23 protein-coding genes, 1 pseudogene and 1 riboswitch are annotated in these 25,012 nt (G+C 56.1%); of the genes and pseudogenes, 11 read left to right on the forward strand and 13 right to left on the reverse strand.

Features of this window, described 5'->3' with window-relative positions; all coding sequences use genetic code 11:
* Nucleotides 1-123: 123 nt before the first annotated feature.
* From ACK13D_RS00005 to ACK13D_RS00025, 5 genes are read right to left on the reverse strand one after another with little or no spacing between them, the layout of a single operon-like run.
* Nucleotides 124-1,206: an ABC transporter ATP-binding protein gene (locus ACK13D_RS00005; protein ID WP_031590703.1), complete on the reverse strand. Its 1,083-nt coding sequence runs from the start codon at nt 1,204-1,206 to the stop codon at nt 124-126.
* Between the two features lie 2 nt (nt 1,207-1,208).
* Nucleotides 1,209-2,156 carry a carbohydrate kinase family protein gene (locus ACK13D_RS00010; RefSeq protein WP_033760463.1) on the reverse strand — a complete coding sequence of 316 codons (948 nt, stop codon included), beginning with the start codon at nt 2,154-2,156 and terminating at the stop codon, nt 1,209-1,211.
* Between the two features lie 2 nt (nt 2,157-2,158).
* Nucleotides 2,159-2,998: a carbohydrate ABC transporter permease gene (locus ACK13D_RS00015; RefSeq protein ID WP_033760458.1), complete on the reverse strand. Its 840-nt coding sequence runs from the start codon at nt 2,996-2,998 to the stop codon at nt 2,159-2,161.
* Nucleotides 2,988-3,896, reverse strand: a complete 909-nt coding sequence (locus ACK13D_RS00020) for a carbohydrate ABC transporter permease (RefSeq protein ID WP_022624334.1) — start codon at nt 3,894-3,896, stop codon at nt 2,988-2,990. Before ACK13D_RS00020 ends, ACK13D_RS00015 begins: the two co-directional genes overlap by 11 nt.
* Before the next feature lie 9 nt (nt 3,897-3,905).
* Complete coding sequence (locus ACK13D_RS00025; protein WP_022624333.1) at nt 3,906-5,153, reverse strand: extracellular solute-binding protein; 1,248 nt, start codon at nt 5,151-5,153, stop codon at nt 3,906-3,908.
* 297 nt (nt 5,154-5,450) lie between these two features.
* On the opposite strand from ACK13D_RS00025, the gene ACK13D_RS00030 reads away from it, so the two are divergent.
* A complete protein-coding gene (locus tag ACK13D_RS00030) occupies nt 5,451-6,620 on the forward strand; it encodes an ROK family transcriptional regulator (protein ID WP_010247093.1) in 1,170 nt (389 codons plus the stop codon).
* Between the two features lie 42 nt (nt 6,621-6,662).
* Here the strand turns inward: ACK13D_RS00030 and ACK13D_RS00035 are convergent, their stop codons facing one another.
* From ACK13D_RS00035 to ACK13D_RS00045, 3 genes are all read right to left on the reverse strand, one after another.
* Nucleotides 6,663-7,937, reverse strand: coding sequence for a Glu/Leu/Phe/Val family dehydrogenase (locus tag ACK13D_RS00035; RefSeq protein ID WP_010247095.1), 1,275 nt, complete (start codon nt 7,935-7,937; stop codon nt 6,663-6,665).
* Between the two features lie 465 nt (nt 7,938-8,402).
* Complete coding sequence (locus tag ACK13D_RS00040) at nt 8,403-8,792, reverse strand: DUF1090 domain-containing protein (RefSeq protein ID WP_010247098.1); 390 nt, start codon at nt 8,790-8,792, stop codon at nt 8,403-8,405.
* Nucleotides 8,793-8,914: 122 nt separating this feature from the next.
* Entirely contained in the window at nt 8,915-9,685 is a 771-nt protein-coding gene (locus ACK13D_RS00045; protein WP_073970681.1) for a MerR family transcriptional regulator, read from the reverse strand.
* A 361-nt stretch (nt 9,686-10,046) separates the two neighbouring features.
* Between ACK13D_RS00045 and ACK13D_RS00050 the strand changes: the two genes are divergently transcribed.
* Nucleotides 10,047-10,442 carry a hypothetical protein gene (locus ACK13D_RS00050; RefSeq protein ID WP_033760447.1) on the forward strand — a complete coding sequence of 132 codons (396 nt, stop codon included), beginning with the start codon at nt 10,047-10,049 and terminating at the stop codon, nt 10,440-10,442.
* A gap of 45 nt (nt 10,443-10,487) precedes the next feature.
* Here the strand turns inward: ACK13D_RS00050 and ACK13D_RS00055 are convergent, their stop codons facing one another.
* Together ACK13D_RS00055 and ACK13D_RS00060 are read right to left on the reverse strand one after the other, a co-directional pair.
* Nucleotides 10,488-10,961 carry a nuclear transport factor 2 family protein gene (locus tag ACK13D_RS00055; RefSeq protein WP_010247104.1) on the reverse strand — a complete coding sequence of 158 codons (474 nt, stop codon included), beginning with the start codon at nt 10,959-10,961 and terminating at the stop codon, nt 10,488-10,490.
* Nucleotides 10,962-11,016: 55 nt separating this feature from the next.
* Nucleotides 11,017-11,451: a 6,7-dimethyl-8-ribityllumazine synthase gene (locus ACK13D_RS00060; RefSeq protein WP_010247107.1), complete on the reverse strand. Its 435-nt coding sequence runs from the start codon at nt 11,449-11,451 to the stop codon at nt 11,017-11,019.
* Nucleotides 11,452-11,839: 388 nt separating this feature from the next.
* Between ACK13D_RS00060 and ACK13D_RS00065 the strand changes: the two genes are divergently transcribed.
* Nucleotides 11,840-12,547 (forward strand): phage antirepressor KilAC domain-containing protein, encoded by a 708-nt coding sequence (locus ACK13D_RS00065; protein WP_010247108.1) that lies wholly within the window; start codon nt 11,840-11,842, stop codon nt 12,545-12,547.
* A gap of 132 nt (nt 12,548-12,679) precedes the next feature.
* Here ACK13D_RS00065 and ACK13D_RS00070 read toward each other — a convergent pair whose 3' ends face one another.
* A complete protein-coding gene (locus ACK13D_RS00070; RefSeq protein ID WP_010247110.1) occupies nt 12,680-13,477 on the reverse strand; it encodes a MetQ/NlpA family ABC transporter substrate-binding protein in 798 nt (265 codons plus the stop codon).
* Between the two features lie 284 nt (nt 13,478-13,761).
* On the opposite strand from ACK13D_RS00070, the gene ACK13D_RS00075 reads away from it, so the two are divergent.
* Nucleotides 13,762-14,145, forward strand: coding sequence for a cupin domain-containing protein (locus tag ACK13D_RS00075; RefSeq protein ID WP_337037469.1), 384 nt, complete (start codon nt 13,762-13,764; stop codon nt 14,143-14,145).
* A gap of 151 nt (nt 14,146-14,296) precedes the next feature.
* A complete protein-coding gene (locus tag ACK13D_RS00080) occupies nt 14,297-14,878 on the forward strand; it encodes a DJ-1/PfpI family protein (protein WP_201500579.1) in 582 nt (193 codons plus the stop codon).
* Nucleotides 14,879-14,948: 70 nt separating this feature from the next.
* Here ACK13D_RS00080 and ACK13D_RS00085 read toward each other — a convergent pair.
* Both ACK13D_RS00085 and ACK13D_RS00090 read right to left on the reverse strand, forming a co-directional pair.
* A pseudogene (locus ACK13D_RS00085) lies at nt 14,949-15,634 on the reverse strand (molybdate ABC transporter substrate-binding protein).
* Complete coding sequence (locus ACK13D_RS00090) at nt 15,634-16,683, reverse strand: ABC transporter substrate-binding protein (protein ID WP_307516222.1); 1,050 nt, start codon at nt 16,681-16,683, stop codon at nt 15,634-15,636. Before ACK13D_RS00090 ends, ACK13D_RS00085 begins: the two are co-directional and overlap by 1 nt.
* Before the next feature lie 288 nt (nt 16,684-16,971).
* A riboswitch (guanidine-I (ykkC/yxkD leader) is annotated at nt 16,972-17,070 on the forward strand.
* 60 nt (nt 17,071-17,130) lie between these two features.
* Between ACK13D_RS00090 and ACK13D_RS00095 the strand changes: the two genes are divergently transcribed.
* The 6 genes from ACK13D_RS00095 to uca all read left to right on the forward strand — a co-directional run bounded on the left by ACK13D_RS00095 (nt 17,131) and on the right by uca (nt 24,955).
* The gene (locus ACK13D_RS00095; protein WP_010247121.1) at nt 17,131-18,186 is read left to right on the forward strand and encodes a putative urea ABC transporter substrate-binding protein; all 1,056 of its coding nucleotides are present in this window, start codon (nt 17,131-17,133) and stop codon (nt 18,184-18,186) included.
* Between the two features lie 24 nt (nt 18,187-18,210).
* Nucleotides 18,211-19,026, forward strand: coding sequence for an ABC transporter permease (locus tag ACK13D_RS00100; RefSeq protein WP_010247123.1), 816 nt, complete (start codon nt 18,211-18,213; stop codon nt 19,024-19,026).
* Complete coding sequence (locus ACK13D_RS00105) at nt 19,023-19,808, forward strand: ABC transporter ATP-binding protein (RefSeq protein ID WP_033760427.1); 786 nt, start codon at nt 19,023-19,025, stop codon at nt 19,806-19,808. Before ACK13D_RS00100 ends, ACK13D_RS00105 begins: the two co-directional genes overlap by 4 nt.
* On the forward strand, nt 19,805-20,533 hold the full coding sequence (locus ACK13D_RS00110) for an urea amidolyase associated protein UAAP1 (protein WP_418795316.1): 729 nt from the start codon (nt 19,805-19,807) through the stop codon (nt 20,531-20,533). Before ACK13D_RS00105 ends, ACK13D_RS00110 begins: the two co-directional genes overlap by 4 nt.
* A 10-nt stretch (nt 20,534-20,543) precedes the next feature.
* Nucleotides 20,544-21,179 (forward strand): urea amidolyase associated protein UAAP2, encoded by a 636-nt coding sequence (locus ACK13D_RS00115; RefSeq protein ID WP_010670353.1) that lies wholly within the window; start codon nt 20,544-20,546, stop codon nt 21,177-21,179.
* A gap of 164 nt (nt 21,180-21,343) precedes the next feature.
* Entirely contained in the window at nt 21,344-24,955 is a 3,612-nt protein-coding gene (gene uca / locus ACK13D_RS00120) for an urea carboxylase (protein WP_418795318.1), read from the forward strand.
* Nucleotides 24,956-25,012 lie beyond the last annotated feature (57 nt).

Below are 25,012 nucleotides of genomic sequence, written 5' to 3' on the forward strand. Positions count from 1 at the left end.
GCAGAGGAATGAAGTGAAGGAACCGCGCAGCGGCGCGAGGACCGCCAGCCCCTGCCCGGCACCAGACTGCGTTATCACCTGTCGCTTAACTGACTGACATTACCGCTGGCGGGTTTATTTTTATCACTGTTCCGTCAGCCGCACACCGCTGCTGGCATCAAACAAGTGCATTTTATCCGGGTTAACGGTCACCGGCAGCGTGCCGCCAGGCACGGCATCGCTGCGGCCTGTCAGTTGCATATGCAGCGGGAAACCCTGCCAGTTCAGATGTAGCAGGGTCGATTCGCCGGTGATCTCAACAATATTGACCGCCGCCGGTTGCCCGCTGGCATCAAAAATCAGATCGTGGGGTCGTACGCCAAGCGTGACCGGCTGATCGGCCTGCTGCTGTGCCGCACTGTGCCAGCGACGCGGCAACGGCAGCCACTGCTCGCCACAGCAGACGCCAGGCAGACCATCGCGTGTCTGGAAACGGGCATCCAGCAGATTCATCGGCGGTGACCCGATAAACCGCGCCACGAAGGTGTTTACCGGGCGGTCATAAATCGCCAGCGGTGCACCCTGTTGCACAATGACCCCTTCTTTCATCACCACAATCTGATCCGCCAGCGTCATCGCCTCGACCTGATCGTGGGTAACATAGACCATGGTGGTTTTGAAACGCTGATGCAGCGACTTAATCTCGGCCCGCAGCTCCATGCGTAACTGCGCATCAAGATTAGAAAGCGGCTCATCAAACAGAAACACCTGCGGATTGCGCACCATGGCGCGGCCCATCGCCACGCGCTGCCGCTGTCCACCCGACAACGCTCTTGGATAACGCTGCAGCAGCTGATCGATGCCGAGAATGCCGGCAATGCGGGCGATTTTGCTTTTTTGCTCCTCGCGCTTCACCTTTTTCACCTGCATGTGAAACGCCAGATTCTCCGCGACGGTGAGATGCGGATAGAGCGCATAGCTCTGAAACACCATGGCGATATCCCGGTCAGCAGGATCGAGATCGTTAATCTGTTTTTTATCCAGCATGATCGCCCCGTCAGAGACGGTATCCAGACCGGCAAGCAGCCGCAGCAGGGTTGATTTGCCGCAGCCGGAGGGGCCGACCAGCACAGTGAAACTGCCATCAGGAATGGTTAAATCCAGCGGGTGAAGCACGCTCTGTTTACCGTAGCGCTTCGCCACCTGTACAAGTTCAACACTGGCCATGTTCAGCGCACCTCATTTGATAGTTGGAGTTGTTGCCAGCTTGGATAGCGGCGCGGAGAGCTGCTTATCGCCTGTGATGCCACTTCAATGCCCCAGCGCAGCGCCGTGTGCGATGGCTGGTGATAGAGCAGTGCAGTAAGAAAACCGGCATTAAAACTGTCACCGGCTCCAATGGTATCTACCACCGTCACCGGCTGGGCAGCAGCATACTGCACAGAGGCGGCAGACCAGAGACGTGCGCCCTCTGCGCCACACTTAATCACACAGCCGCCGCGACCACTGAGCCGGGCTGCCAGCTGTTTACCGCTTTCATCCAGCAGTTCTGCGCCCGATAAGCCCAGCGCTTCCACCTCATTCAGCAGCAGCCAGTCACAGTCCGCTAACCAGTTGCCAATCTGTAAGCGAAGCCCATCGCTCCAGCCCGCAGGCGGCCAGCCGGTATCCACGGCGACACAGAAGCCACGCTGTTGCAGCGCGGCCAGCAGCGCCGGGTAGTGATCATAGAGTTCCAGACAGAGAAAGGTGCCGCACAGCAGTACGATGTCGCCCGACGTCGCCTGCGACGGCAACTGGGCCAGCACATCGTCCGCGGTCAGCACGGTAATATGGCCGTGATTGCTGAGAAACGAGCGTTCGTTATCGGGATGGGTCACGCCTACCGTCAGCGAGGTTTCACAGGCATAGCGCGGCCAGTATGCAGCGCTATGAGGAAAGTGACTGGCGAGCCAGTGACTGAATCCATCGTCGCCCTGATTGGCAATGGCCCGATGCGGCACCTGCATCGCCTCCAGCGCCAGCGCACAGTTACCTGCGGACCCGCCGGGACGTAACTCGCTGTGCTGCAGCATCACTTCCGTGCCGCGCTGCGGCCAGTCGCTGAGCGTACTCATGATTAAATCAACATTTATATTGCCCACCACATAGAGGGTGGGCGTGAGGGTAGTGACCATAATTATCCCTTACTTCCGCCGCTGGTGAGACCGCTGACCAGCGTCTTCTGCAACCAGATGGCAATAAACAGTGGCGGCACCGAAGCCAGAATGCCGATTGCCGCGATCAGCCCGTCATCGGTCGCGCGTCCTGCGGTAAAACCGGCAATGGCGACCGGCAGGGTCTGTGCCGAAATATTGCTGGTAAACAGCAGCGCGTAGAAAAACTCATCCCAGGCGAGCAGCCAGCCGAACAGCGCGGCAGCGCCCAGCACCGGCTTTGCCAGCGGCAGCGTAATGCGCAGCAGAACCTGCCAGAAGCGCAGGCCATCAAGCCGTGCTGCCTGTTCGATATCACGTGGCAGTGAGTCGAACTGGTTCTTCAGCATCCAGGTCAGAAACGGCAGGATCAGCGAACAGTAGACCATCACCAGGCCGGGACGGGTGTTGAGCAGCCCCAGTTGTTGCAGCAGAAAGTAGAGCGGCAGCACAAACGCCACGGGCGGCACCATATAGATTGCCAGAGCGCCGGAAAGCCAGGCATCACGACCACTGTAGCGTGAGAAGCTGAACGCCGCGGGTATCGCCAGCAGCAGCGAGATCGCTGTGGCCACCGTCGCTACCAGCAAACTGTTGCCCAGCGCGTGCAGAAAAACGTTGCCGGGCTGATTCGGTGCCAGCGAAACCAGCCCCTGATAGCGGCTGAAATCCCACTGACGCGGCAGCCACTCCAGCGGCACGCGGGAGAGATCGCTGGCAGAACTGACGCTCATCAGAAACAGCCAGCCCATCGGGGCCAGAATGCTGACGGCGACCAGCAGCGCAGCCCCGTAACGCAGGACCCGTCGCAGTTTAGTTTTCATAAGCGGTACTCCGGCGGCGCTGATGCCATAACATCAGCAGATAGAGCGTGATCAGCAGGGCGCACATCAGGGTCATCAGTATCGCGTAGGCGGCACCGCTGCCGGCACGCAGATAGCTGAACGACTCCTGATAAACGAAAAAGCTCAGGGTTTTGGTGCTGTCCACCGGGCCGCCGCGCGTCATCACGTAGATGATGTCGAAGATTTTGAAGGCATCGATGGTGCGTAACACCAGCGCGACGCCGAGCGGTGCAACAATCGCCGGGAAGGTAATCGCTCGGAAACGCCGCCAGGCGGAGGCACCGTCCAGTCGTGCCGCTTCAAACAGATCCTCGGGGATCGACTGCAGCGCCGCCAGCACCAGCAGGGTGACCAGCGGATAGTTTTTCCAGATATCCGCAAACATCACCGCATTGAGCGCCGCCTCCGGCGATCCCAGCCAGCTGCGATAGCCGTCAATGATACCGAGCTGGCTGAGCAGGGCATTGATGCTGCCGTAGTCAGGGTTGAAGTTGAGCCGCCACATCATGGCATTGACGATGGTCGGCAGCGCCCACGGCAGAATCACCAGTACACGCAAAACGTTGCGCCCGATGAATTTCTGATTCAGCAGCAGCGCCACCAGCACGCCGATAATCCCTTCAACGGTGACAGACACAAGGGTGAAATAGAGTGTGCGCCAGATCGACGCCCGAAAGTCGGGATCGCTAAGCGCATAGAGATAGTTTTCCAGCCCAATCCAGGCAGGCGTTTCACCACTGCCAATCAGCGCAGCATCGGTAAAGCTGAGCCAGATGGTACGCAGCAGAGGCCAGGCGGTTAACAGCAGCATCACCAGCAACATGGGTGCCAGCAGCACCCATGCCTGACGCTGTTCGCGTTGACGCAAACTCAGCATCGTGACTCCTTAACGCAGCCGGGCGGCGCTTTTATCAACCGTCGCCATCGCGTCCTGCACCGGGGCTTTACCCAGCAACACCTGCTGTAACTGCTGCTGCAGCTGGTTCGACAGACGGGAATAGTCAGCGGTCTCCGGACGTGACAGCATCACGTTTAGCGATTTGTCCGCCGCAGCAATCAGGCTCTCCTGATCCTTTTTCACTGCTTCATCCTGATAAGAGGATTTCCAGATCGGCAGGCTGAGCTTCGCATACTGATTCTGTACCGGCTGTGAGGTCATGTACTGAATGTACTGCCACGCCTCGTTGGCATGGGTGCTGCCTTTGGTGATCCCCAGCCCCATTGAGCCGTTCACCGCACCGACTTTACCAGGTGCATCGCCAGGCGCAGGCATGATCCCAACGTCGCCCGCCACTTTGCTCTGCTTCGGATCGTTGGCCATGTTGTACATGTAGGTCCAGTTCAGCGCGAAAGCCGCATCGCCATTAGAAAACGATTTACGCACATCCTCTTCCAGATATTCACGCGACGCCGGGTTACTCAGGCCCTCATCAAGCGAGCTTTTCATCAGGTTAAGCGCCTTGAGTGAAGCCGGGCTGGAGAAGTTAAGTTTGCCGTTCTGATAGAACTGACCACCAAAGCCTGAAACAAGCGTGGTGTAGTCACACACCAGCGCCTCAGCCTGGGACCAGCTCCAGACCAGCGGCCAGGTGACAATCTTTTTATCCTTGATGATCTTCGCGTCATCCAGCACCTGCTGCCAGGTCTGTGGCGGCGTGGTGATGCCCGCTTTAGCCAGCATCGCTTTGTTGTAGTAAAGGTATTTGGTGTCGAGGATCCACGGCATACCCAGCGTTTTACCTTTGTAAACCACGGTGTTCATCGCGCCCGGGAAGACCTTCTCTTTATCCTCTGGCGTAATGCGTGCGCTGACATCCTGCAGCAGATCGAAACGGGCGAATTCCGCTGGCCAGATGGCATCGAACAGCACCACATCATAGCCATTGCCGCCCGCGCCACGCGCCGCCACAATCTTGTCGTGCAGCGCCTCATAAGGAACAAACTCCAGATTGACGCTGACATCCGGGTGCTGCTTCTGAAAATTTTGCGTCATCGCGCGGATATCATTTTCGCTGTAAGCCGCCTGGGTCATAAACAGGGCATTGATCTGGCTGGCCGCCGCCGCGCTGCCTGCGCTTAACATCAGTAAGGCGGCAAAACCGGCTTTTAGTTGGGGTGTGTAACGCTGTGACATGGTCTTCTCCACTGTGCAGCAACAGGCTGTCGGTTAATTAAATCAATTTGATTGATTTAATCGGGGGCGTAATTTTGGTCAGTGGGTGAACTGACCTGTCTGAATCTAAGCAAACGGCGTGCCACAGTGCCGGAGGGCATAGCAACAAAGCCGTAACAACGCTGAAACTCAGACTGCGCTTTTATGGCAAAATTGCCTATCCTGATGCGCGAGAATTGCGTGCAGCATCAAAGATATTGTTTGCCCGAATGCATTCGGAGACCAATACTGTCGGGTCCCGCTGAAATGGAAAACAACATGAAAACCTCGGGTACCAACCTTGAACATGCGCGGGCGCACAACCGACGTGTGGTGATTGAAGCCATTCGCCTGCACGGTGAACTGACCCGTGCCGAACTGGCCCGCATGACGGCGCTGACGCCGCAGACCGTCTCGAATATCGTGGCGGAACTGGAGCAGGCCGAACTGCTGACCAGCCGCCAGCCGCGCCGCAGCGGGCGTGGTCAGCCCTCAATTCCGGTTACGCTCAATCCCACCAGTGCCTGGTCGATCGGCATCCATCTTGATCACCAGACGCTGCTGCTGGTTCTGGTCGATCTCAGTGGTGAAGTGCGTTTCCGCCGCCTCGTTCTGGTGCAAAAGCCTCAGCCTGCTGCCACCCTGGCGTGCATTGCCAGCGTGCTGGAGGAGATGCGCGCCTTCCTGGGTACTCAGTGGCAGAAAGTGCTGGGGATTGGCGTGGTGATGCCAGGGCCTTTTGGTGTGGAGGGCATTTCATCAGTGGGGCCGACCACGCTGAACGGCTGGGAGCAGGTCGATATCGAGGCTGAACTCGCCACCATTAGCGGTCTGCCGGTGACGCTGGAAAATGATGCTACGGTCGCTGCCATCGGCGAACGCTTTCACGGCACAGCGCGCCACCTTAACTCCTTTATCTATCTCTATATCGGCACCGGCCTGGGCGCGGGGATCTTCACCGATGGTCATATCTATACCGGCCACGCTCATAATGCGGGCGAAATCGGACACATTGTGGTCGAGCCGGGCGGTCGCGACTGCTACTGCGGAAATCAGGGCTGCCTCGAGCGTTACGTCTCGCTGCAGGCCGCTTATGAATTCTGCGGTCTCGATCCAATGCGGGCGCTGCCCGAAGATCTGTTGCAGATTGAACCCGCGCGTTTTACCGCATGGATTGAGAATGTGACGACGCCGTTGCGTCAGGCGATCAATATTCTGGAGTCGGTGTTTGATGCTGAGGCGGTGATTATTGGCGGGATGATGCCTGCGCCGTTGCTGGAGCAGATGGTGCAGCGATTGCCGCCGCTTTATCAGTCGGTGCGCGGACGTTATCTTAACGATATGCGACTAAAAATTGGCATGACCGGCAGCGATACAGCCGCTCTCGGCGCCGCCGCTTTACCGATTTTCGATGAATTTAATCCGAAGTTTCAGGTGCTGATGAAGTAGTCAGGGAAAAGGGCGCTGCTGCAGGCAACAGCGCCACAGGCATTAACCCGGGTAGATACCGCGATCTTTACGCGCCATCAGAATACGCTCACAGGCCACGATATAGGCCGCGGTGCGCAGCGAGCAATCTTTCTCCTTCGACTTTTCCCAGACGTGTACCATCGCTTCCGTCATGATCTTGTCTGAGCGACGATTGATCTCATCTTCGCTCCAGAAGAAGCTGGCCATGTCCTGAACCCACTCGAAGTAGCTGACGGTCACGCCACCGGCATTACAGACCACGTCCGGCACCACGATAATGCCGCGGGTGGCCAGCATGTCATCGGCATCCGGATAGGTCGGGCCGTTTGCGCCTTCCAGCACGATTTTGCAGCTCAGGACTTCAGCACGCTCGCGGGTAATCTGACCTTCCAGCGCCGCCGGGATCAGAATATCCATCCCTGTGGTCCAGAACGCCTCTTTATCAATGCTCTGCGCACCAGGGAAACCGGCAATCTGCTTATTGGCGATCTGCCATTCGGTCAGGGCAGCCATGTTGATGCCATCGGCATTAAACAGCGTCGCGGTGTGATCCTGAATCACTACCACACGAGCACCCGCCTCATCAAACAGGCGTGCCGCTTCGCTGCCGACGTTACCGAAGCCCTGGACCGCAACGCGTGCGCCTTCAATTTCAATACCTGCACGGCGTGCCACTTCGCGTCCGGTAATAAACACGCCGCGACCGGTGGCTTTTTCACGCCCCAGTGAACCGCCCAGATGAATCGGTTTGCCCGTGACAACGCCGGTAATCGTTGTGCCGTGGTTCATGGAGTAGGTATCCATCATCCACGCCATCACTTTGCTGTTGGTCCCGACGTCTGGCGCAGGAATATCTTTTTGCGGCCCGATGATGATGCCGATCTCGCTGGTGTAACGGCGGGTCAGTCGCTCAAGTTCACCGTCGGACAGTTTGAACGGATCAACGCGGATACCGCCCTTAGCGCCGCCATAAGGCAGGTTAACCGCCGCACATTTGATGGTCATCCATGCGGAGAGCGCCATCACTTCATTAAGGTCGACATCCGGATGGTAGCGAATACCGCCTTTTCCTGGGCCGCGCGAAAGGTTGTGCTGAACGCGATAGCCTTCGAAATGGCGAATTGAGCCATCATCCATCTGGAGAGGAATATCAACAATCAACGCACGTTTTGGATGACGCAAAGTATCTATCCAACGTGAAAGATCGCCCAGATAGGGCGCAACCCGGTCGATTTGCTGTAAATAGGTGGACCAGGCAGATGTGCTGCTTTCAGACGCATAAGATAACTTATCCATAAAAAACCTTTCTTAATGAAGTTATTTATTGTGTGGAGCCGTGGATGGAGAGCGCATTGCATTGCGCCGACATAATCTAACACTACTGAAACAAATAAGATGTGGCATCAGCCATGCCACATCGCTGTAATGCCCTGTTTTGGGGCAGGGTAAGTGAATAGATTAGTATTGCTGGCCCCTTACAGACGAATAAAGATGCGCGTGGAGTGCGTATTTTCTGCATAGGACAGGAAATATCGCTATCTTTCAAATCTTTGAGGGCGTTCAAAAAGTTAAATAATTGATCGTAACCATGTTGACTTTGCTGCACCAATTAAGTGCATGAGAATAAGTAATCAAAGGATTACATAAAGTAATGGATTGGACGTTAATAGCGCAGGCTAATCAGGTATTTAGAAAGGAGAGAGGGTCAGGGCTGGGGAAGGGAGAATAACGGGCCAGCGCAGTGGCTGGCCAGAATGAGTTTTACTGATGCAGAGCCTGCTCGGCTTCTTTCAGTTCCTGGCGAGCGTCAGCCAGTTTATCTTCGCGCTTCTGGATCTTGCTGGCGCTGCGGCCTTCTGCTTTCGCTTTAGCCAGTTCCTGTTCGCGTTCCTGTACCTTCAACTTTTTCTCTGCCACTTTTTCCTGACGCTGCTTTAGCAGACTGCTTTCGGTACAGTTCTGATTTACTTCGCTCAGCGCTTTTTCAAGGCCGGCAACCTGATGGGTATTATTGTGCTGGCGGGCAAAAGAGAGCTGGGTCTCAATCTCCTGCTTTTTGGCTGCACAACCGGTCAGGCCAGAGGCCGCGTGAGCAGCAGTAAAAGTGAGTGGTAACAGGAGAAGGCTGAAGGTCAGTAAGGTCTTTTTCATCTTAGTCTCGTCAATGAGTCAGGGTTGTGGCACCAGTATACGGAACCACCTTAAGAGATTCTTAACGAAAAAAATTATTTACTGGCGCGGAAAAACAGGGGTAAAGAAGGCGCTGCCTGCTGTCAGGCAGCGCTGGAGGCGTTGGATTGGGCAAATTGCAGGTTACAATCAGGTCCACTGAGCATTACCGGATGGCCATCCAGACTCTGCTGTTCAAAATAGTCCTGCATCTGCTGGCTGATGCCGGCACCACACCACATCACATGATGCTGATGAAGGTCGGTTTTAACGGCTGGCAGCCCGGTTGCACGCGAGTCAACCTCGACATTAAAGCCCATCGCAGTAAGACGAATGGCTTCAAGCCAGATTTCGGTTTTATCAAGTACGCTCACCGCTTCCAGAAACAGAGGAATAGAAGATTCGTTGCGCGATGAGGCGCGCATGACTTTATCCGCCTGCTGCTGCACGGTTTGCTCAAAACGGTTGAGGCGACGTGACGCTCCCCGACGGAGATCGGCGTAAAGCCAGGCGCTCAGCGGCCGCAGCAGATTAATGACGAAATCATCACCGCTATAATGGCTGGACATCGTGTGCATCTGACGTGAAAGCGACAGCGGTGTGCCAAATTCCAGCTGCCAGAGCAGGTCACCTTTGCGCGCCGCCCAGCCAAAGGTGGTGACCGTCGAAGCAGCCTGCTGACCTTGCCAGATTTCGTCGAGCGTCGCGCCAGTGGCTGTTAAGCCAACCAGGGTCTGGATTTCACTGAGGTGATGCTCACTCCAGCGTTCCTGATACTGCTGCGGCGTCAGTAATCCCTGCTTCATCCAGCTCTTCAGGTTAGCGGGATGGGTGCCGGTTATGGCGCAAACAGTATCGGTGGTATAAGAATGCATATCGTGCCCTCTGTAGAGGGGAAGGCCGCCGGGATTAACCGGGGATGAACCACCACTATGAACCTTATAACAGCCAATTAACAGAGGCAGAGTTAAGGCAAACCGGCGCTATGTGCCTGTGACGCTACGCTTATTCGTTGTTATTCTCCGATTAAATTTATGCTGATCAGCAGGTTAAAAGCGCTGCGATCAGGCAATAAAAATACTGTGTATTTATTCAGTAAATATTCTTTACGCAAATATACCGGGAAATCGGTACTTTTAAGCCTCTTTTAAGAGCATGCCGACTCTTATCCCCCTTACATCCTCCCGCTAAATCGCTAAAATAGCGGGTTCTGATGATCAGGAGAAAGAGTGCCCAATGCGTTATCGTTTTAGTCTCGCCGTTGTAACGGTTGCTGCTGTACTGACTGGCTGTGCAAAACATGCCGCCAGCGATGCGCCAGATGAATTTGCTGCTGGCCCGACGCAGATTGATGTCTCACACATCAAGACCCGCGCAGATGATGGCTCCAGTGTATTCCTGACTGTAGATGGTAAAGACGCCGGCAGATTGCCTAACGGCGAAAGCATGCTGCTGCATGTTCCGGCCGGAAAACACCAGGTCGGTGGCTATGTACCCACTCTGTTTGGTATGGGTCGGGTGACCATTGCGCCGGTAGAAGTGACCACGTCACCGGACGATGTCAAAAAGGTGGCTTATACGGTCACACGCAACAAAGCGACCTTTGTTGAGAACAAGGACGAGCAGGGCTGAGTGGATGACGGCGGAGAGCTGCGCTCTCCGCTGGAAGGGCTGGCACTATAAGCCCAGTTCGCTCAGTGAAGGATGGTCGTCAGGGCGTCGGCCCTGCGGCCAGTGAAACAGCCGCTGTTCTTCACTGATTTTCAGATCGTTGATGCTGGCATAACGCTGCTGCATTAAACCCTGCTCATCAAAGGCCCAGTTCTCGTTGCCATATGAGCGATACCACTGCCGTTGCTCGTCATGCCATTCATAGGCGAACCGCACCGCAATCCGGTTCTGGTCAAAACTCCACAACTCTTTAATCAGCCGATACTGCTGCTCCCGCTGCCATTTTTGCTGCAGGAAGGCGATAATTTCTGCCCGGCCGGTCAGAAAGGTATCGCGATTGCGCCATTTACTGTCCGCTGAATAGGCCAGAGCGACTCGCTCCGCATCCCGGCTGTTCCAGCCATCCTCAGCCAGCCGGACTTTTTCAATCGCCTGTGCAGCCAGGGTAAATGGCGGTAGAGGCGGACGTGTATTTTCCAACTTTCTCTCCTTAACAGCGCAGGCAAACGCATTGTCAGCATTCGTTACAGTCGTATCAGAGTTCCAGGGCGTGAATCTGGCAGACGGCACGCGCCGCTTCCTGACCTTTTTTCACGAAATGCTGAGTATAGAAGTCGATAAACTCGGCCGATGGCTGGAAATTATGCGGCGTGAGTGACACCGAGAAGACGGGCACATTGGTTGCCAGCTGTGCCTGCATCAGACCACTTACCACAGCCTGCGCGACGAAATCATGGCGATAGATGCCGCCATCCACCACCAGTGCTGCACAGACAATCGCATCGTAGTTGCCGGTCTGCGCCAGGCGTTGCGCCAGCAGCGGCATTTCAAAAGCGCCCGGAACATCCCATGTCTTAATCTCATATGAGGTACCGCGGCTTTCCAGTTCCTGTTCGAATCCTGTCAGAACCTGAGAAACGATTTCGCTGTGCCAGTTAGCTTTAATAAAGGCGACTTTCAACGGCTGCATGACTTACTCCAGTAAAAGGTGACATTCAGTGGTAACGGGCCAGATTTCGCCCTGCACCCCGAATCAAAATAGTGAGCCCGGCAGGCCAGTAACCTGCTGACAGTCTTCACTATACTGTAATGTAAAGAGTCTGTGTCCATCATTGTGATTATATGTAAATAACTTAGCGATGGATTACCCGCTTATGCTGCCGCAAAAGCCCGCAACGCCTCCTGCAAGGCATTCAGCACGCACTCTTCAGCCCGCCAAACCGCCTCACACCCTGTTGTTTGCGTAACAGCTTCCAGTTACGTTATTGCTTAAATAAAATACTGGATATTTGAACAGGTTTTTGTATAATTAATCGACTGCCCGCCGGGTATTGGTAGCGTTAGCGAGGGGTGAACCCATGATGATTTCAACTGAAAGCCTCAAATCTCTGGAACAATCGGTCACAATGAGCAGTCGTGAACTGGCTCAGATGACCGGTATTACACACGGAGAAGTGAAGCGGTTAATCAAAAGTCTGGAGACGGCTCAGCGTCTCTCCCAGCCGCTCAGCGTGAATGAGTATGAGCGGGAAGGGGAAGTGCGTCAGGAGTACCGTCTGTGCAAGCGTGACTCGCTGCTGGCCGTGGCACGCCTGTCGCCAGGCTTCACTGCAGAAGTGCTGGATCGCTGGCAGGACCGCGAGAAGACGACCCATCTGCCTGACTTTACCAATCCGGCTGAAGCCGCTCGCGCCTGGGCTGAGCAGTTTGAACAGCGTCAGGCGGCGGAGCAGCAGCTGGCTCTCTCGGCACCCAAGGCGGCGTTCTTTGATAACTTCGTTGAGGTTGATGACTCGCTGGGCTTTCGGCAGCTCTGCAAAATGCTGAAAGTGAAAGAACCGGAGTTTCGCCAGTTTCTGCTGGAGCGCAACATCATGTATCGCGCAAAAGGCACCCTGACGCCGCAGCACTACCATATGCAGGCCGGCTACTTTACGCTGCATACCGGCACGGGCGAAAATCAGCACGCTTTCTCTCAGGCACGTTTTACGTCTAAAGGGGTGAAATGGGTCGCCAGTCTGTGGGCAGGGCACCTCTCTGCTCAGCCAAAAGGCGCAGCTGCGTAACCGTTCCTGTGATCTTGCGGGCTGGCGCGGATGTATAAGTGCTGGCAGATGTGCCTGTAAAAGTGCAGATATAAAAAAGGCCGCAACAGAGTGCGGCCTTTTTTGATCGTTAATGATCGATTATCGGGCAACTCACCAGCCTTTAATCGCATCACCCTTGTAAACTTCTTCGGCTTTGGCCGCCACCTCCGGTGACTGCAGCGCTGACTTCAGCTTCTGAATTTTATCGCTGTCTTTATTATCTTCACGTGATACCAGCGCATTGACGTAAGGCGATGAGGCACTTTCCATAAATAAGCCATCGCGGTGCGCTGATAATCCAGCCTGAGCCGAGAAATTAGTATTAATGATCGACAGGGTCACGTTGGGATCGTCTAAGGTGCGGGTCAGCTGTGGGGTGTCCACTTCAACCAGCTTCAGATTTTTTGGATTTTCGATGATATCCAGTGAGGTCGGTAAATAACCCACATCCGGTTTAAGTTTAATCAGACCCTGCGCCTGCAGCAGCAGCAGGCTGCGTCCCAGCGTGGTGGCTTCGTTAGAGATGGTGATAGTGGCACCATTCTGCAGCTCACTGATGTTCTTGATTTTGTGCGAATAGGCAGCAATCGGGAAGACGAACGTTTTACCCACTACCGCAAACTTATAGCCGCGCTCTTTAGACTGTGATTCCAGATAAGGCAGGCTCTGGAAGGCGTTAGCATCAACTTCTTTGTTATTCAGCGCTTCATTTGGCAGCACATAGTCATTGAAGTTAAGCACTTCGACATCGAGCTTGTATTTATCTTTCGCCACCTGCTTTACCACCTGCCAGATTGCTTCATCAGGCCCGGTATTAATCGCAACTTTAACTTTGTTATCGTCATCTTTTGAGCAGGCGGATAATAGTAGAACAGAACTGGCGAGTAATGCCGTAAACAGACCTTTCATTATCAGAAATCCCTCAGGTGGTTGATGGCTTCAAAGATAATACAGAACTCACAGGTTGCGTACTGACTGAGGAATATATCTTATAACCACAACGCAAATAATGAACATTAATTAATCAGTCATTCAGCCAGTCCGCTAATGGCCGGTTTTCATCCCTCTGTTCGCTGGCGGAAAATTCCTGTTAACAGGCTTATTAAAACGCAGGCGGGCATCAACACAGTTTTCTTCTAAGCTTACTTATCGGTCACTACTGGCATTCTATTGATTATTAACAGGGATTAACCATGTCGAAGCAAGATAACGAAATTAACGCGGTTGAAGTGATGCGCAGCAGCCAGGCCTGGAACGGTGACGTTCTTGAAGCCTATCCCACCGGCGAACCTGAGCTGACCGTTATGCGGCTCTCGCTACCTGCCCATACGTCATTGCCCTGGCATATCCATCCAATGCCGAATGCGGCGTTTATTCTTTCCGGCACCCTGATTGTTGAGGATAAAGAGAGCGGCGAACAGCGCACCTTCCATGCGGGTGAAGCCCTCAATGAGACGGTCAACAGTGCGCATCGCGGTTACACACTGGATGAGCCAGCCGAACTGGTGATTACCTATGCCGGTGTAAAGGGGCAGGAACTGACCGAGCCACTGCCGGGCGAGCCGGAAGAGTTTTAAACGCACTTACTTCATGACGCACCACGGTAGTGTCGCCCGCTGCCGTTTAAAAACCCTGCTCAGACTTGATTCGGATCAGTAAAGGGTGCGCCTGCACAGACCAGGATTAAACGCTCTCTGCTTCATCCACACCAATTAAAAAGGAATTTTCATGGATAAGAATGTTGCTCTGCTGCTTGCCCCAGGCTTTGAAGAAGCTGAGGCTATTATCACTCTCGACATCCTCTCACGCCTGGGCGTTCAGGTTACAACCCTGGCCTGTCAGCCCTATCGCGAAGTGAACAGTTATCATCATGTGAAGGTTGTCGCCGATGAGCTGCTGGAGGCGAATCGGGACAGGCTGTTTGATGCGGTGATTGTGCCGGGTGGTCCTGACGGCAGCAAAAATCTGGCGGCAAATGCGGCAGTGATAGATTTTATTCGCCGCCATGATGAGGCGGGCCGCCTGGTCTGCCCAATTTGCTCCGCAGCGGCCAGAGTGCTGGCGCCACAGGGTCTTTTAAGGGGGCGTCGCTATGTCAGTTCTGGGACGTCATCAGAAGGTGTCACCGATGGCGTTTACGTTAATGCCTCGGTAGTGAAAGATGGCAATTTGCTGAGTGGACAGGATCTGGGCGCGGCGTTTGATTTCGCCTTCGCGATCGCTTTTATCCTGACTGGCGAGGCTGACCGTGCCACCGAGCAGGCTGAACATATCAGTCACAAGCTTAAGGTGGATTTCGCTAAGCTTTAATGAGCGGTATTTCGCGCCCTTAAAGCGAGATGCTGGCAGGGCGCAAAGTCATCCGCGACAGAAAAGGCATTTACTTCCCGCCAAATCCCGCTTCCCGCAGTACCTTTTTTGCCTGCTCCGATTCTGAAAATCCGCCAGCCGACGCGCCTCTGGGGTAATGACTGCACAGGCGTAGCGCGCAACAGAATTGAAAGCCGCAGGGATATCAACGACTGTCAGCCCGGCAATCTGGCTCAGGGCAGCCCGATGGCTGGCATAACCGATAAACAGATCCGCCAGATCCTCCAGGATAATCCATTCTGCCGCCAGCCTGCCTGCGGGAATCGGTGCAGAGTCACGCCCACCCACCAGTGCCTTTGCGCGCTGGCGCACCGCTTCACCGGCTTTGCCCATCCGGGTGAAAAGGGCCTGCGCGTAGTCGCCAGAGGGATCGGCTGTGGGCGTAGAGGTTGCGATCCGCAGTGTGTCGCGGGTCACTAGCTGATACCAGTCGTCTCCCGCCTGTAGCCGATCGCTGCGAACCGCGATGCAGAGTTTATTAGTTGTGAACGGTATGACTGCCAGCGCTCGCCCAGCGTTCAGCAATTTTTGCGGATGTTCCTCACTGGCTGAAGCAAAGAGATCGCAGGGTTCACCGGCTTCAATCCGTTCGCGAAGCAGACCGGCGGGGCCAAACCGGGTTTCAACTGGCTCAGGAAAGTACGCCATCAGCGCGGGCCAGACCGCTTTCAGGCTGCCCGCCGCCAGTACGCGCATCACTCTGTTCCCTGATAAGCGGTGCGATAGAAGCGCTGATACCACTTATTGGCCAGCTTATTCATGTCCACATCCTGAAATTTCTGCGGATAGAGTTTTTTCGCCATCCACAATTCGCCAATCCCCATCGCTTCCGGCATTGGATAACCCCATGCTTTGGCGTAGTCCGGCATCAGCCAGACGCGATGATTTTTTACCGCGTCGATAGCCTGCCACTGTGGTGAACTGTTGATTTCATTCACGACGGAGGGATAACGGTCCTGCACAAAAATCACCTGCGGATCCCAGGCGATTATCTGCTCCATCGACACGGTTTTGAATCCCTTTACAGTCGCTGCGGCGACGTTGACCGCGCCCGCATGCAGCATCATCAGGCCGGTATATTTCCCTGATCCGTAGGTGGTCAGTTCCGGGTTCGCCATATAGGCGCGAATGCGTTTTTCCGCCGGAACATCCTTCAGGCGATCGCTGACGATTTTGCGGCCCTCATCGGTGGCCGTAATCAGCGCTTTTGCTTCTGCCGGTTTATTGATGATCTCGCCGATAAGCGTAATCCCTTCACGCAATCCTTTGTCATAGGCCATTTCCTCATCGCGGATAGAGGGGTTCATTTTTGCCTTTTCACCCGGCTCGTCATGACGCAGTGAGATAGCCACCACCGGAATGCCCAGCGCGGTAATGCTGTCGATCATCTCCTGCGGTGCGTAGTTGGTCACAAACACCACCTGCGGATGCAGCGCCACCAGTTTTTCGGGATCAACATGCGTTAGATCCCCCAGTGTCGCTTTCTGATTCAGCTCAGGAGCCAGGCGGGCATAGCTGTCGCCAAGTTGCTGCTTCCAGTTCGCCATCACACCGACGATTTTATCGGTCGCGTTCATCTGCACCAGCAGGTTCAGCGTTTGATGCTGAAGCACCACAATACGATCAACACGGTCAGGAATCGTGACCTGGCGGCCTGTCTGATCGGTTATCTGGCGCGATGCCTGGGAAAAGAGCGGAAGGAGTATCAGTAAACCGAGTGTGCATGCCTGCCAGAAGCGCTTCATTAACTATCCTCAAAATACGTTATGCATTGGATTATATAGCGATAAGTGATGGGCGTCACGGTCCGGGTCTGCATTCCGGCATAGATGTGAGTACGAAAAGAGACTGACTGAGGGTTCTGATATCTCTTGCCTGTCCGGCACTGATAATGTGCAACGCCCGTTACTGACTCACCATCCCGGTGCCTTCTGGATTATGCTCTCTCTATTTCTCTGATTTTACGTAAGTTAATTTCTGGCACGCCATTTGCTGAAGTCTGAACAGTAAGCAGCGTTCGACACAATTGATAGCAAATAGCTGGCTAGGGTTCCGGTTCACGCAGGTGAATGTCTGGTCCGAGAGCTGGCGACCTCTGCGAGGTTACACGGCGGGACAAAAGCCCGGGAGACAGCGGCACCAAATGGTGTCTTGCGCTGCTCCCGTTTTTTTGTGCCAACCAGAGGTCAACCATGAAGAAATCACCCCTCCTGACGCTTATTCTGTCGCTGACGCTGCTGGTCAGCGCGCCATCTTTCGCCGCGGTCAAAAAAGAGTTCAATATCTGCTGGACCATCTATGCGGGCTGGATGCCGTGGGGCACCATCAGCAACGAGAAAATCATCGATAAATGGGCCAGCAAATACGGCATCAAAATTCATATCACCCAGCTCAATGACTATATCGAGTCGATCAACCAGTACACCGCGGGTCAGTTCGACGGCTGCACCATGACCAACATGGATGCGCTGACCATACCTGCGGCGGGGGGCATTGATTCCACGGCGCTGATCACCGGCAGCTTCTCCGATGGCAATGACGGTGTGGTGCTGAAAGGCGCAAATAAAAAACTTAGCGACCTGAAGGGGATGTCTGTCTATCTTCCTGCGCTGTCGGTTTCGCACTACCTGCTGGTTCGCGGTCTGGAGAAGGCCGGTTTACAGGAAAAAGACGTTAAGGTCGTGAACACCTCCGATGCCGATATCGTCTCCGCCTTTGGTACCAGCGGCGTGCAGGCGGCGGTTGCCTGGAATCCACAGCTTTCAGTGATCAAGAAAACCCCGCAAACCACAGAGGTGTTCAGCTCTTCGGCCGTGCCGGGCGAACTGATTGACATGATGGTGGTGAACACCGAGACCCTGAAAGATAACCCCGCGCTGGGTAAGGCACTGACCGGGGCCTGGTTTGAGATGATGGCGAAAATGCAGGCCGGAGATGCGCAGGCGCTGAGCGCGATGGCTGCCGATTCCGGTACTGACCTCGCCGGATACAAGGCGCAGCTGAAAACCACCCACCTGTTCTGGACCCCAGCCGAAACCCAGACATTTGTTTCTTCCCCCGATCTGGCGAAAACCATGCAGCGCGTCGCCGCGTTCTCCTTTGATAAGGGATTACTGGGCGAGGGTGCACAAAGCGCTGACTTCATCGGTATGAGCTTCCCTGGCAACATCACCGTCGGTGATACAGCGAACATCAAACTGCGCTTTGACGACAGCTATCTGAAGATGGCCGCTGCGGGCAAGCTGTAATCACCGATCTCAGGAGTATTTGCCATGCGCCACATCAACCGCTATCCCCGGCAGGGAATGCGCCTGACGCTGATGCTATTACCTTTTGTGCTGCTGATCGCCGTCTGGTTTATCAGTTCGGCGGTGCGTCTTGAAGCCAACCCACACGACAAACTGCTGCCCGGCCTGTCACAGATGATCGCCGCCATTGATCGGATGGCCTTCACGCCGGACAAGCGCAGCGGCGAATATCTGCTGTGGGCGGATACGTGGATTAGCTTAAGCCGTCTGCTGACTGGCCTGGCGATCTCTTCACTGATTGGTCTCTGCATCGGTGTTGCTGCGGGCGTCTTCCCGATGAGTCGCGCGGCGCTGTCACCCTTTATGACCGTGGTGTCGATGATCCCGCCGCTGGCGCTCCTGCCGATGCTGTTTATCGTCTTCGGGCTGGATGAGCTGTCAAAAGTGATGCTGATTGTTATCGGGATTACGCCGATGCTGGCGCGCGACCTTGAACATCGGGCGCGGGAAATCCCCGCAGAGCTGTTTATCAAAGCACAAACTCTGGGGGCGAACAGCTGGACGGTGGTGCTGCGGGTTGTGCTGCCGCAGCTCTTGTCGCGGCTGATCACCTCGCTGCGCCTGTTGCTGGGATCCGCATGGCTCTTTCTGATCTCCGCCGAAGCCATTTCCGCAACCGCCGGACTGGGCTATCGCATTTTCCTGGTTCGTCGCTATATGGCGATGGATGTGATCATTCCCTATGTCATCTGGATCACGCTGCTGGCGTGGCTGATGGATCTCGCGCTGCGTCAATTGCACAAAGCCTGTTTCCCCTGGGCGGAAGGAGGCCGGGAATGAGTTTTATCGATATCAAAAATATCTGGCAGGAGTATGGCGACCACGTGGTGCTGGAACGCATCAATCTGCAGGTCAAAGAAGGTGAATTCTGCTCGCTGGTGGGGGCGTCCGGCTGTGGTAAGTCGACGTTTTTACGCCTGCTGCTGGGTCAGGAAAAGCCGACACGGGGATCGATCACGCTGGATGGCGAACAGCTGCGCGCGGAACCCGATCGCAGCCGTGGCGTGGTGTTTCAGCGTTATTCGGTTTTTCCTCATCTCAACGTGCTGGATAACGTCGCCATTGGCCTCGAACTTCCGGCTTCACCGTTTACTGGCCGGCTGTTTGGCACCCGAAAACGCCATGCCCGTGAGCAGGCAAAACAGATGCTGGAGAAAGTCGGGCTGGGCCATTCGCTCGATAAATATCCGGCGCAGCTTTCGGGCGGGATGCAGCAGCGGCTGGCCATTGCGCAGGCTTTTGTGATGCAGCCGCGCGTACTGCTGCTGGATGAGCCCTTCGGCGCGCTGGACCCCGGCATCCGCAAAGATATGCATGCGCTGCTGCTCCAGCTCTGGAGCGAAACCCGCATGACGGTGTTTATGGTCACTCACGACCTTGCCGAAGGCTTCAATCTTGGCACCCGGCTGCTGGTTTTCGACAAAGTGCGCATCGATCCTCAGGCCCCCAATGCCTGGGGCGCGCGTATCACTTACGACATCCCGCTTAATGAAACGCGGCTGTCGCAGCTGGCAACCCGCAACAAAAACAACATTTATCCCTTCAAGGAGACCGCTCAATGACCGCATTTTTTCATTCAGCTCCGAGCCTGCGCGAAGAGCAGCTGCCTGGCGGAGGGCACACCTCGCTGATTTTGCGCAAAGGGCAAATCCTGCGCCTGACCGACATCGAGGGAGGCGCGAACGTCAGCATGATGATGCTCAATCCCCACGAGAAAAGTGAACGCCTGAATCTGCCGGATACCCTGAAAGGCCAGCATACGGCTCGCCTGACCACCGGGCACTGTTTCTACTCCGACATGGGACGCGTACTGGCCGCGATCGTGGCGGATAGCTGCGGCTGGCACGACCCGTTTGGCGGCGTTCTCAACGCGGCGGAAGCGCACGATAAGTATGGAGCCGGACGCTATCAGGAGCTGCGCAACGGCTTCTACCGCAACGGCACAGATAATCTGCTGGTTGAGATGGGCAAATGGGATCTGGGCCTGGAAGATCTGCTGATGGTCGTCAATTTTTTCAGCAAGGTCACGGTTGATGAGAAGGGCCGCTTCCGGTTCAGCGCGGGCAACAGCCTCGCCGGCGATTTCACTGAACTGTACGCACCCATGGACGTGCTGATGGTGCTGACCGCGCTGCCACATCCGCAGGATCCCGCCGCTGACTATCTCCCGCGACCGGTTCAGCTGAGCTGGTATCAGGCCGACGATATGCAGGCCGTCAGCGAAGCGATGGTCACGCGCGGTGAAAACCAGCGCGCGCTTCATAACACCCAACTTTTTGCCCTGTAAGGAGGCTGCGATGACCCTTATCAACTCTGATCGTCGTCCTGAAGATGCCGTCTATCGCCACGTGATACCGGCAGGCGAGCCGTGGCTGTTCGAAGTGAAAAAAGGGCAGACGCTGCGCCTGCTCGACCTCGAAGGGAATCAGGCAATTGATACCCTGTTCTATAACAGCGATAACCCGCGGGAACGCTACGATCCTCAGCGCACGCTGCGTCGTCAGGGAAACGTCTATCTGACCACCGGCAGCGTGCTCTATTCGAATCTCGGCAATCCGCTGCTGACTATCGTTGCCGACACCTGCGGTCGTCACGATACCCTGGGCGGAGCCTGCTCGCAGGAGAGCAACACCGTGCGCTATGCCCAGGATAAGCGCTACATGCACAGCTGCCGGGATAACTTTCTCTGTGCCTGCCTGCACGATGGCCGCCTTCACAAACGTGATATCGGTGCCAACATCAATTTTTTCATGAACGTTCCGGTCACGCCGGAAGGCGGTCTGACCTTTGAAGATGGGCTATCGGCACCCGGCAAATACGTTGAGCTGGTAGCCGAATGCAATGTGATGGTGCTGATCTCCAACTGTCCGCAGCTGAATAATCCCTGTAACGGCTGGAACCCGACGCCTGCCGAAGTGCTGGTGTGGAACTAAGCCAGCGTTGCCATGGCGAAAAGCGGGAATGAGTTTCTCAGCCTTTTGCGTCAGACCTCTCAACACACTACCGGCGCACGCCTGTTACGTGCCGGTCAGCCCCGGGGACGGCCCCAGGGAATATCGATTATTGCGGGACGACCCGCATCCCTGAGAGTTCGCTTATGTTTGATACCTTACTGATTGCTAATCGTGGTGCTATCGCCTGTCGCATCCTGCGCACGCTGCGTGCCATGCAGGTGAAAGGGGTCGCCGTTTACTCCGAAGCCGATCTGAGCAGTTTACATATCCGCGAGGCGGATGTGGCGCTAAGCCTTGGCGAAGGCCCGGCTGCACAAACCTATCTGGTGACGGAAAAGATCATCGCCGCCGCGCAGCAGAGCGGGGCGAAAGCGATTCATCCTGGCTACGGTTTCCTTTCGGAAAACGCCGCCTTTGCTGAGGCGTGCGAGGCTGCCGGTCTGATTTTTGTCGGGCCCACACCGCAGCAGTTGCGGACTTTTGGCCTGAAACACACGGCCCGCGCGCTGGCGGAAGCCGAAGGGGTGCCGTTGCTGGAAGGCAGTGAACTGCTGGCAGATATCAGTGAAGCCCGCCGCGCCGCAGAGAGGGTCGGCTATCCGGTAATGCTCAAAAGCACCGCGGGCGGTGGTGGCATCGGTATGCGGGTCTGTCGTGATGCGAATGCGCTGTCAGAGGCGTTTGAAACGGTCCAGCGCCTCGGCCAGAACAACTTCAGCGATGCCGGGGTATTTCTCGAAAAATATATCGAACGCGCCCGTCATCTTGAAGTGCAGATTTTCGGTGACGGCAAGGGCGAGGTAATCGCGCTGGGCGTACGCGACTGCTCGGTACAGCGGCGTAACCAGAAAGTGATCGAAGAGACGCCAGCGCCGAATCTGCCCGCAGGTATGGCGGAGGCTTTATGCGCGGCGGCTATCGCGCTGGGAAAAGCGGTGAACTATCGCAGCGCCGGAACGGTTGAGTTTGTCTATGACAGCGTGGCGCAGCAGTTCTATTTTCTTGAAGTGAATACCCGTCTGCAGGTTGAACATGGCGTCACGGAGCAGGTGTGGGACGTTGACCTGGTGCAGTGGATGATTGAGCTGGCAGCAGGCGATCTTCCTCCGCTTCACGCGTTAGCCGCCGCGCTGAATCCTCAGGGCCATGCCGTGCAGGCGCGAATTTATGCGGAAGATCCGGGGCGGCAGTTCCAGCCTTCGCCAGGGCTGTTAACCCAGGTCCTCTTTCCGGCAGCCGACGGTAAAACCCTGCGTATTGACCGCTGGGTGGAAGCCGGCTGTGAAGTCCCGCCATTCTTCGACCCGATGCTGGCAAAAGTTATCACCTGGCGCCCCACTCGCGAGGAAGCCATCGCCACCCTGGCACAGGCGCTGGCGGAGACCCGTTTCTATGGCGTCGAAACCAATCGCCTCTATCTGTTGCAGATTCTGGCCTTCTCGCCTTTTACGGCTGGCGAACCCTGGACCCGCTGCCTGGAGCAACTCGCCTATCAGGCGGCAACGGTTGAAGTGGTGAGTGCCGGAACCCAGACCAGCGTTCAGGATTATCCCGGACGTCTGGGATACTGGGCGGTGGGCGTGCCGCCGTCGGAGCCGATGGACGATCGCGCACTGCGTCTGGGCAACCGTCTGCTGGGCAATGAGGAGGGTGACGCCGCGCTGGAAATCACCCTGAATGGACCCACCCTGAAATTCAACACTGAGATTCAGGCGGTGATCTCTGGCGCGCCGCTCACTGTCACACTGGATGGCGTCGGACAGTCAATGAATTCTGTTTTTACCATTCCGGCCGGGGCAACGCTGAAGCTGGGCGCGATAAGTGGCGCAGGCGTCAGAAGTTATCTCTGTCTGAGCGGCGGCATTCAGGTGCCGGACTATTTAGGCAGCAAAAGCACCTTCACCCTTGGTCAGTTTGGCGGACATGCCGGACGGGCACTGCGTAGCGGTGACGTGCTGCATCTCGCTCCGCGTTCTGCGAGCGCAACCGGATCGGAACTGCCCGTCGGACTGCACACAGAGCTTGCCACGGTGCGCACGCTGCGCGTCATTTATGGTCCGCACGGTGCGCCTGAGTTTTTTGCGCCGGAGTATATCGAGACGTTTTTTGCCACAGAATGGGAAGTGCATTTTAACTCCAGCCGCACCGGCGTTCGCCTGATCGGGCCAAAGCCAATCTGGACCCGCGACAGCGGCGGTGAAGCAGGGCTGCACCCCTCAAACATCCATGACAACCCGTACGCGATCGGCGCGGTCGATTTTACCGGTGATATGCCGGTGATCCTGGGGCCGGATGGCCCGAGCCTTGGCGGGTTCGTCTGCCCGGTGACGGTAATCGAGGCGGACCTCTGGCAACTGGGACAGCTCAAAGCCGGTGACAAAGTGCAGTTTGTCGCGGTGGATATTCCTACCGCCCGCCGACTGGCAGAGGGCCGACGCACCGAGCTGACCACGCTCCAGCCACAGGAAACAGACTGGCAGCCTGCGCCGCTGATTTCGCCCATCGTGATGACCTGCGGCGCAGCGGATAAACGCCTGGTGGCGCGCCTCTCTGGTGATACGCATCTGCTGCTGGAGGCTGGCGAGCCGGAACTGGATCTGGTGTTACGTTTTCGCATTCATGCGTTGATGCAGGCGCTGGAAGCGCAATCCCGCAACGGTATTATTGATATCACGCCGGGGATCCGCTCGCTGCAAATCCACTTTCAGCCGGAGACGCTGACGCCCGACGTGCTGCTGATGTGGGTGCGCGGTGAGTGGGAGAGGGTCTGCATGAGTGATGACCTTCAGGTTCCCACACGCGTGGTGCATCTGCCGCTCTCCTGGGACGATCCGGCCTGTCAGAAGGCCATCGAAAAATATATGACCACCGTGCGGCAGGAAGCGCCGTGGTGCCCGAGTAATCTGGAATTTATCCGCCGGATAAACGATCTGCCGGATGAGCAGGCTGTCTGGAACACGGTCTTTGAAGCCAGCTATCTGGTGATGGGGCTGGGCGATGTCTACCTCGGCGCGCCGGTCGCCACGCCGCTGGATCCCCGTCATCGGCTGGTGACGACAAAATATAATCCGGCCCGCACCTGGACGGCGGAAAACTCGGTTGGCATCGGCGGTGCCTATCTGTGTGTGTATGGCATGGAGGGGCCAGGCGGCTATCAGTTTGTTGGCCGCACGCTGCAGATGTGGAACCGGTATCATGAAGTCGCTGATTTTGGCGGTAAACCCTGGCTGCTGCGCTTTTTCGATCAGATCCGCTTTTATCCGGTTTCAGCCAGTGAGCTGTTGCAGATTCGCCGCGATTTTCCCCTCGGTCGCTATCCGCTGCGCATCGAGCACAGCACGCTGCGGCTGGCGGAATATCAGGATTTCCTCGCCCGTGAAGCGCAGAGTATCGGTCGGTTTCGCGATCACCAGCAAGCCGCGTTCAATGCGGAACGTGACCGCTGGATCGCCAGCGGGCAGGCCCATTTCGACAGCCAGGAAAGTGTGGCCGATGAAGGCGGCGACGCGCCGCTGCAGCCGGGCGAGCAGGGGGTTGAAAGCCCGGTTTCCGGCAATTTATGGCAGGTGCAGGCGACGGCGGGCAGCCGGGTGCGGGAAGGCGATATCCTGGTGGTGCTGGAGTCGATGAAGATGGAGATCCCTCTTCTGGCGCCGTGCGACGGCATTGTTCAGCAGGTCAGCGTGCAGCCAGGCAGCGCTGTACGTGCAGGGCAACGCGTGGCGGTGATTGTTGAGGATAATGCGGAAGGATGATGACAACTGGTCGCCTGGTGGCGCAGTAATAATCTGACCCTGCGCCTGCTGATGGTT

This window comes from Pantoea sp. K16 (assembly GCF_048452805.1).
Classification (GTDB): domain Bacteria; phylum Pseudomonadota; class Gammaproteobacteria; order Enterobacterales; family Enterobacteriaceae; genus Pantoea; species Pantoea agglomerans.

Excerpts from the sequence above, each read along its gene's own strand:
- ACK13D_RS00075 (WP_337037469.1), top strand. The coding sequence starts at position 13,762 with ATGTCGAAGCAAGATAACGAAATTAACGCGGTTGAAGTGATGCGCAGC.
- ACK13D_RS00040 (WP_010247098.1), bottom strand. The coding sequence starts at position 8,792 with ATGAAAAAGACCTTACTGACCTTCAGCCTTCTCCTGTTACCACTCACT.
- ACK13D_RS00105 (WP_033760427.1), top strand. The coding sequence starts at position 19,023 with ATGAGTTTTATCGATATCAAAAATATCTGGCAGGAGTATGGCGACCAC.
- ACK13D_RS00035 (WP_010247095.1), bottom strand. The coding sequence starts at position 7,937 with ATGGATAAGTTATCTTATGCGTCTGAAAGCAGCACATCTGCCTGGTCC.
- ACK13D_RS00005 (WP_031590703.1), bottom strand. The coding sequence starts at position 1,206 with ATGGCCAGTGTTGAACTTGTACAGGTGGCGAAGCGCTACGGTAAACAG.
- ACK13D_RS00110 (WP_418795316.1), top strand. The coding sequence starts at position 19,805 with ATGACCGCATTTTTTCATTCAGCTCCGAGCCTGCGCGAAGAGCAGCTG.
- ACK13D_RS00080 (WP_201500579.1), top strand. The coding sequence starts at position 14,297 with ATGGATAAGAATGTTGCTCTGCTGCTTGCCCCAGGCTTTGAAGAAGCT.
- ACK13D_RS00025 (WP_022624333.1), bottom strand. The coding sequence starts at position 5,153 with ATGTCACAGCGTTACACACCCCAACTAAAAGCCGGTTTTGCCGCCTTA.
- ACK13D_RS00090 (WP_307516222.1), bottom strand. The coding sequence starts at position 16,683 with ATGAAGCGCTTCTGGCAGGCATGCACACTCGGTTTACTGATACTCCTT.
- ACK13D_RS00010 (WP_033760463.1), bottom strand. The coding sequence starts at position 2,156 with ATGGTCACTACCCTCACGCCCACCCTCTATGTGGTGGGCAATATAAAT.
- ACK13D_RS00070 (WP_010247110.1), bottom strand. The coding sequence starts at position 13,477 with ATGAAAGGTCTGTTTACGGCATTACTCGCCAGTTCTGTTCTACTATTA.
- ACK13D_RS00030 (WP_010247093.1), top strand. The coding sequence starts at position 5,451 with ATGAAAACCTCGGGTACCAACCTTGAACATGCGCGGGCGCACAACCGA.
- ACK13D_RS00095 (WP_010247121.1), top strand. The coding sequence starts at position 17,131 with ATGAAGAAATCACCCCTCCTGACGCTTATTCTGTCGCTGACGCTGCTG.
- ACK13D_RS00065 (WP_010247108.1), top strand. The coding sequence starts at position 11,840 with ATGATGATTTCAACTGAAAGCCTCAAATCTCTGGAACAATCGGTCACA.
- ACK13D_RS00050 (WP_033760447.1), top strand. The coding sequence starts at position 10,047 with ATGCGTTATCGTTTTAGTCTCGCCGTTGTAACGGTTGCTGCTGTACTG.
- ACK13D_RS00060 (WP_010247107.1), bottom strand. The coding sequence starts at position 11,451 with ATGCAGCCGTTGAAAGTCGCCTTTATTAAAGCTAACTGGCACAGCGAA.
- ACK13D_RS00115 (WP_010670353.1), top strand. The coding sequence starts at position 20,544 with ATGACCCTTATCAACTCTGATCGTCGTCCTGAAGATGCCGTCTATCGC.
- ACK13D_RS00100 (WP_010247123.1), top strand. The coding sequence starts at position 18,211 with ATGCGCCACATCAACCGCTATCCCCGGCAGGGAATGCGCCTGACGCTG.
- ACK13D_RS00015 (WP_033760458.1), bottom strand. The coding sequence starts at position 2,998 with ATGAAAACTAAACTGCGACGGGTCCTGCGTTACGGGGCTGCGCTGCTG.
- ACK13D_RS00020 (WP_022624334.1), bottom strand. The coding sequence starts at position 3,896 with ATGCTGAGTTTGCGTCAACGCGAACAGCGTCAGGCATGGGTGCTGCTG.
- uca (WP_418795318.1), top strand. The coding sequence starts at position 21,344 with ATGTTTGATACCTTACTGATTGCTAATCGTGGTGCTATCGCCTGTCGC.
- ACK13D_RS00045 (WP_073970681.1), bottom strand. The coding sequence starts at position 9,685 with ATGCATTCTTATACCACCGATACTGTTTGCGCCATAACCGGCACCCAT.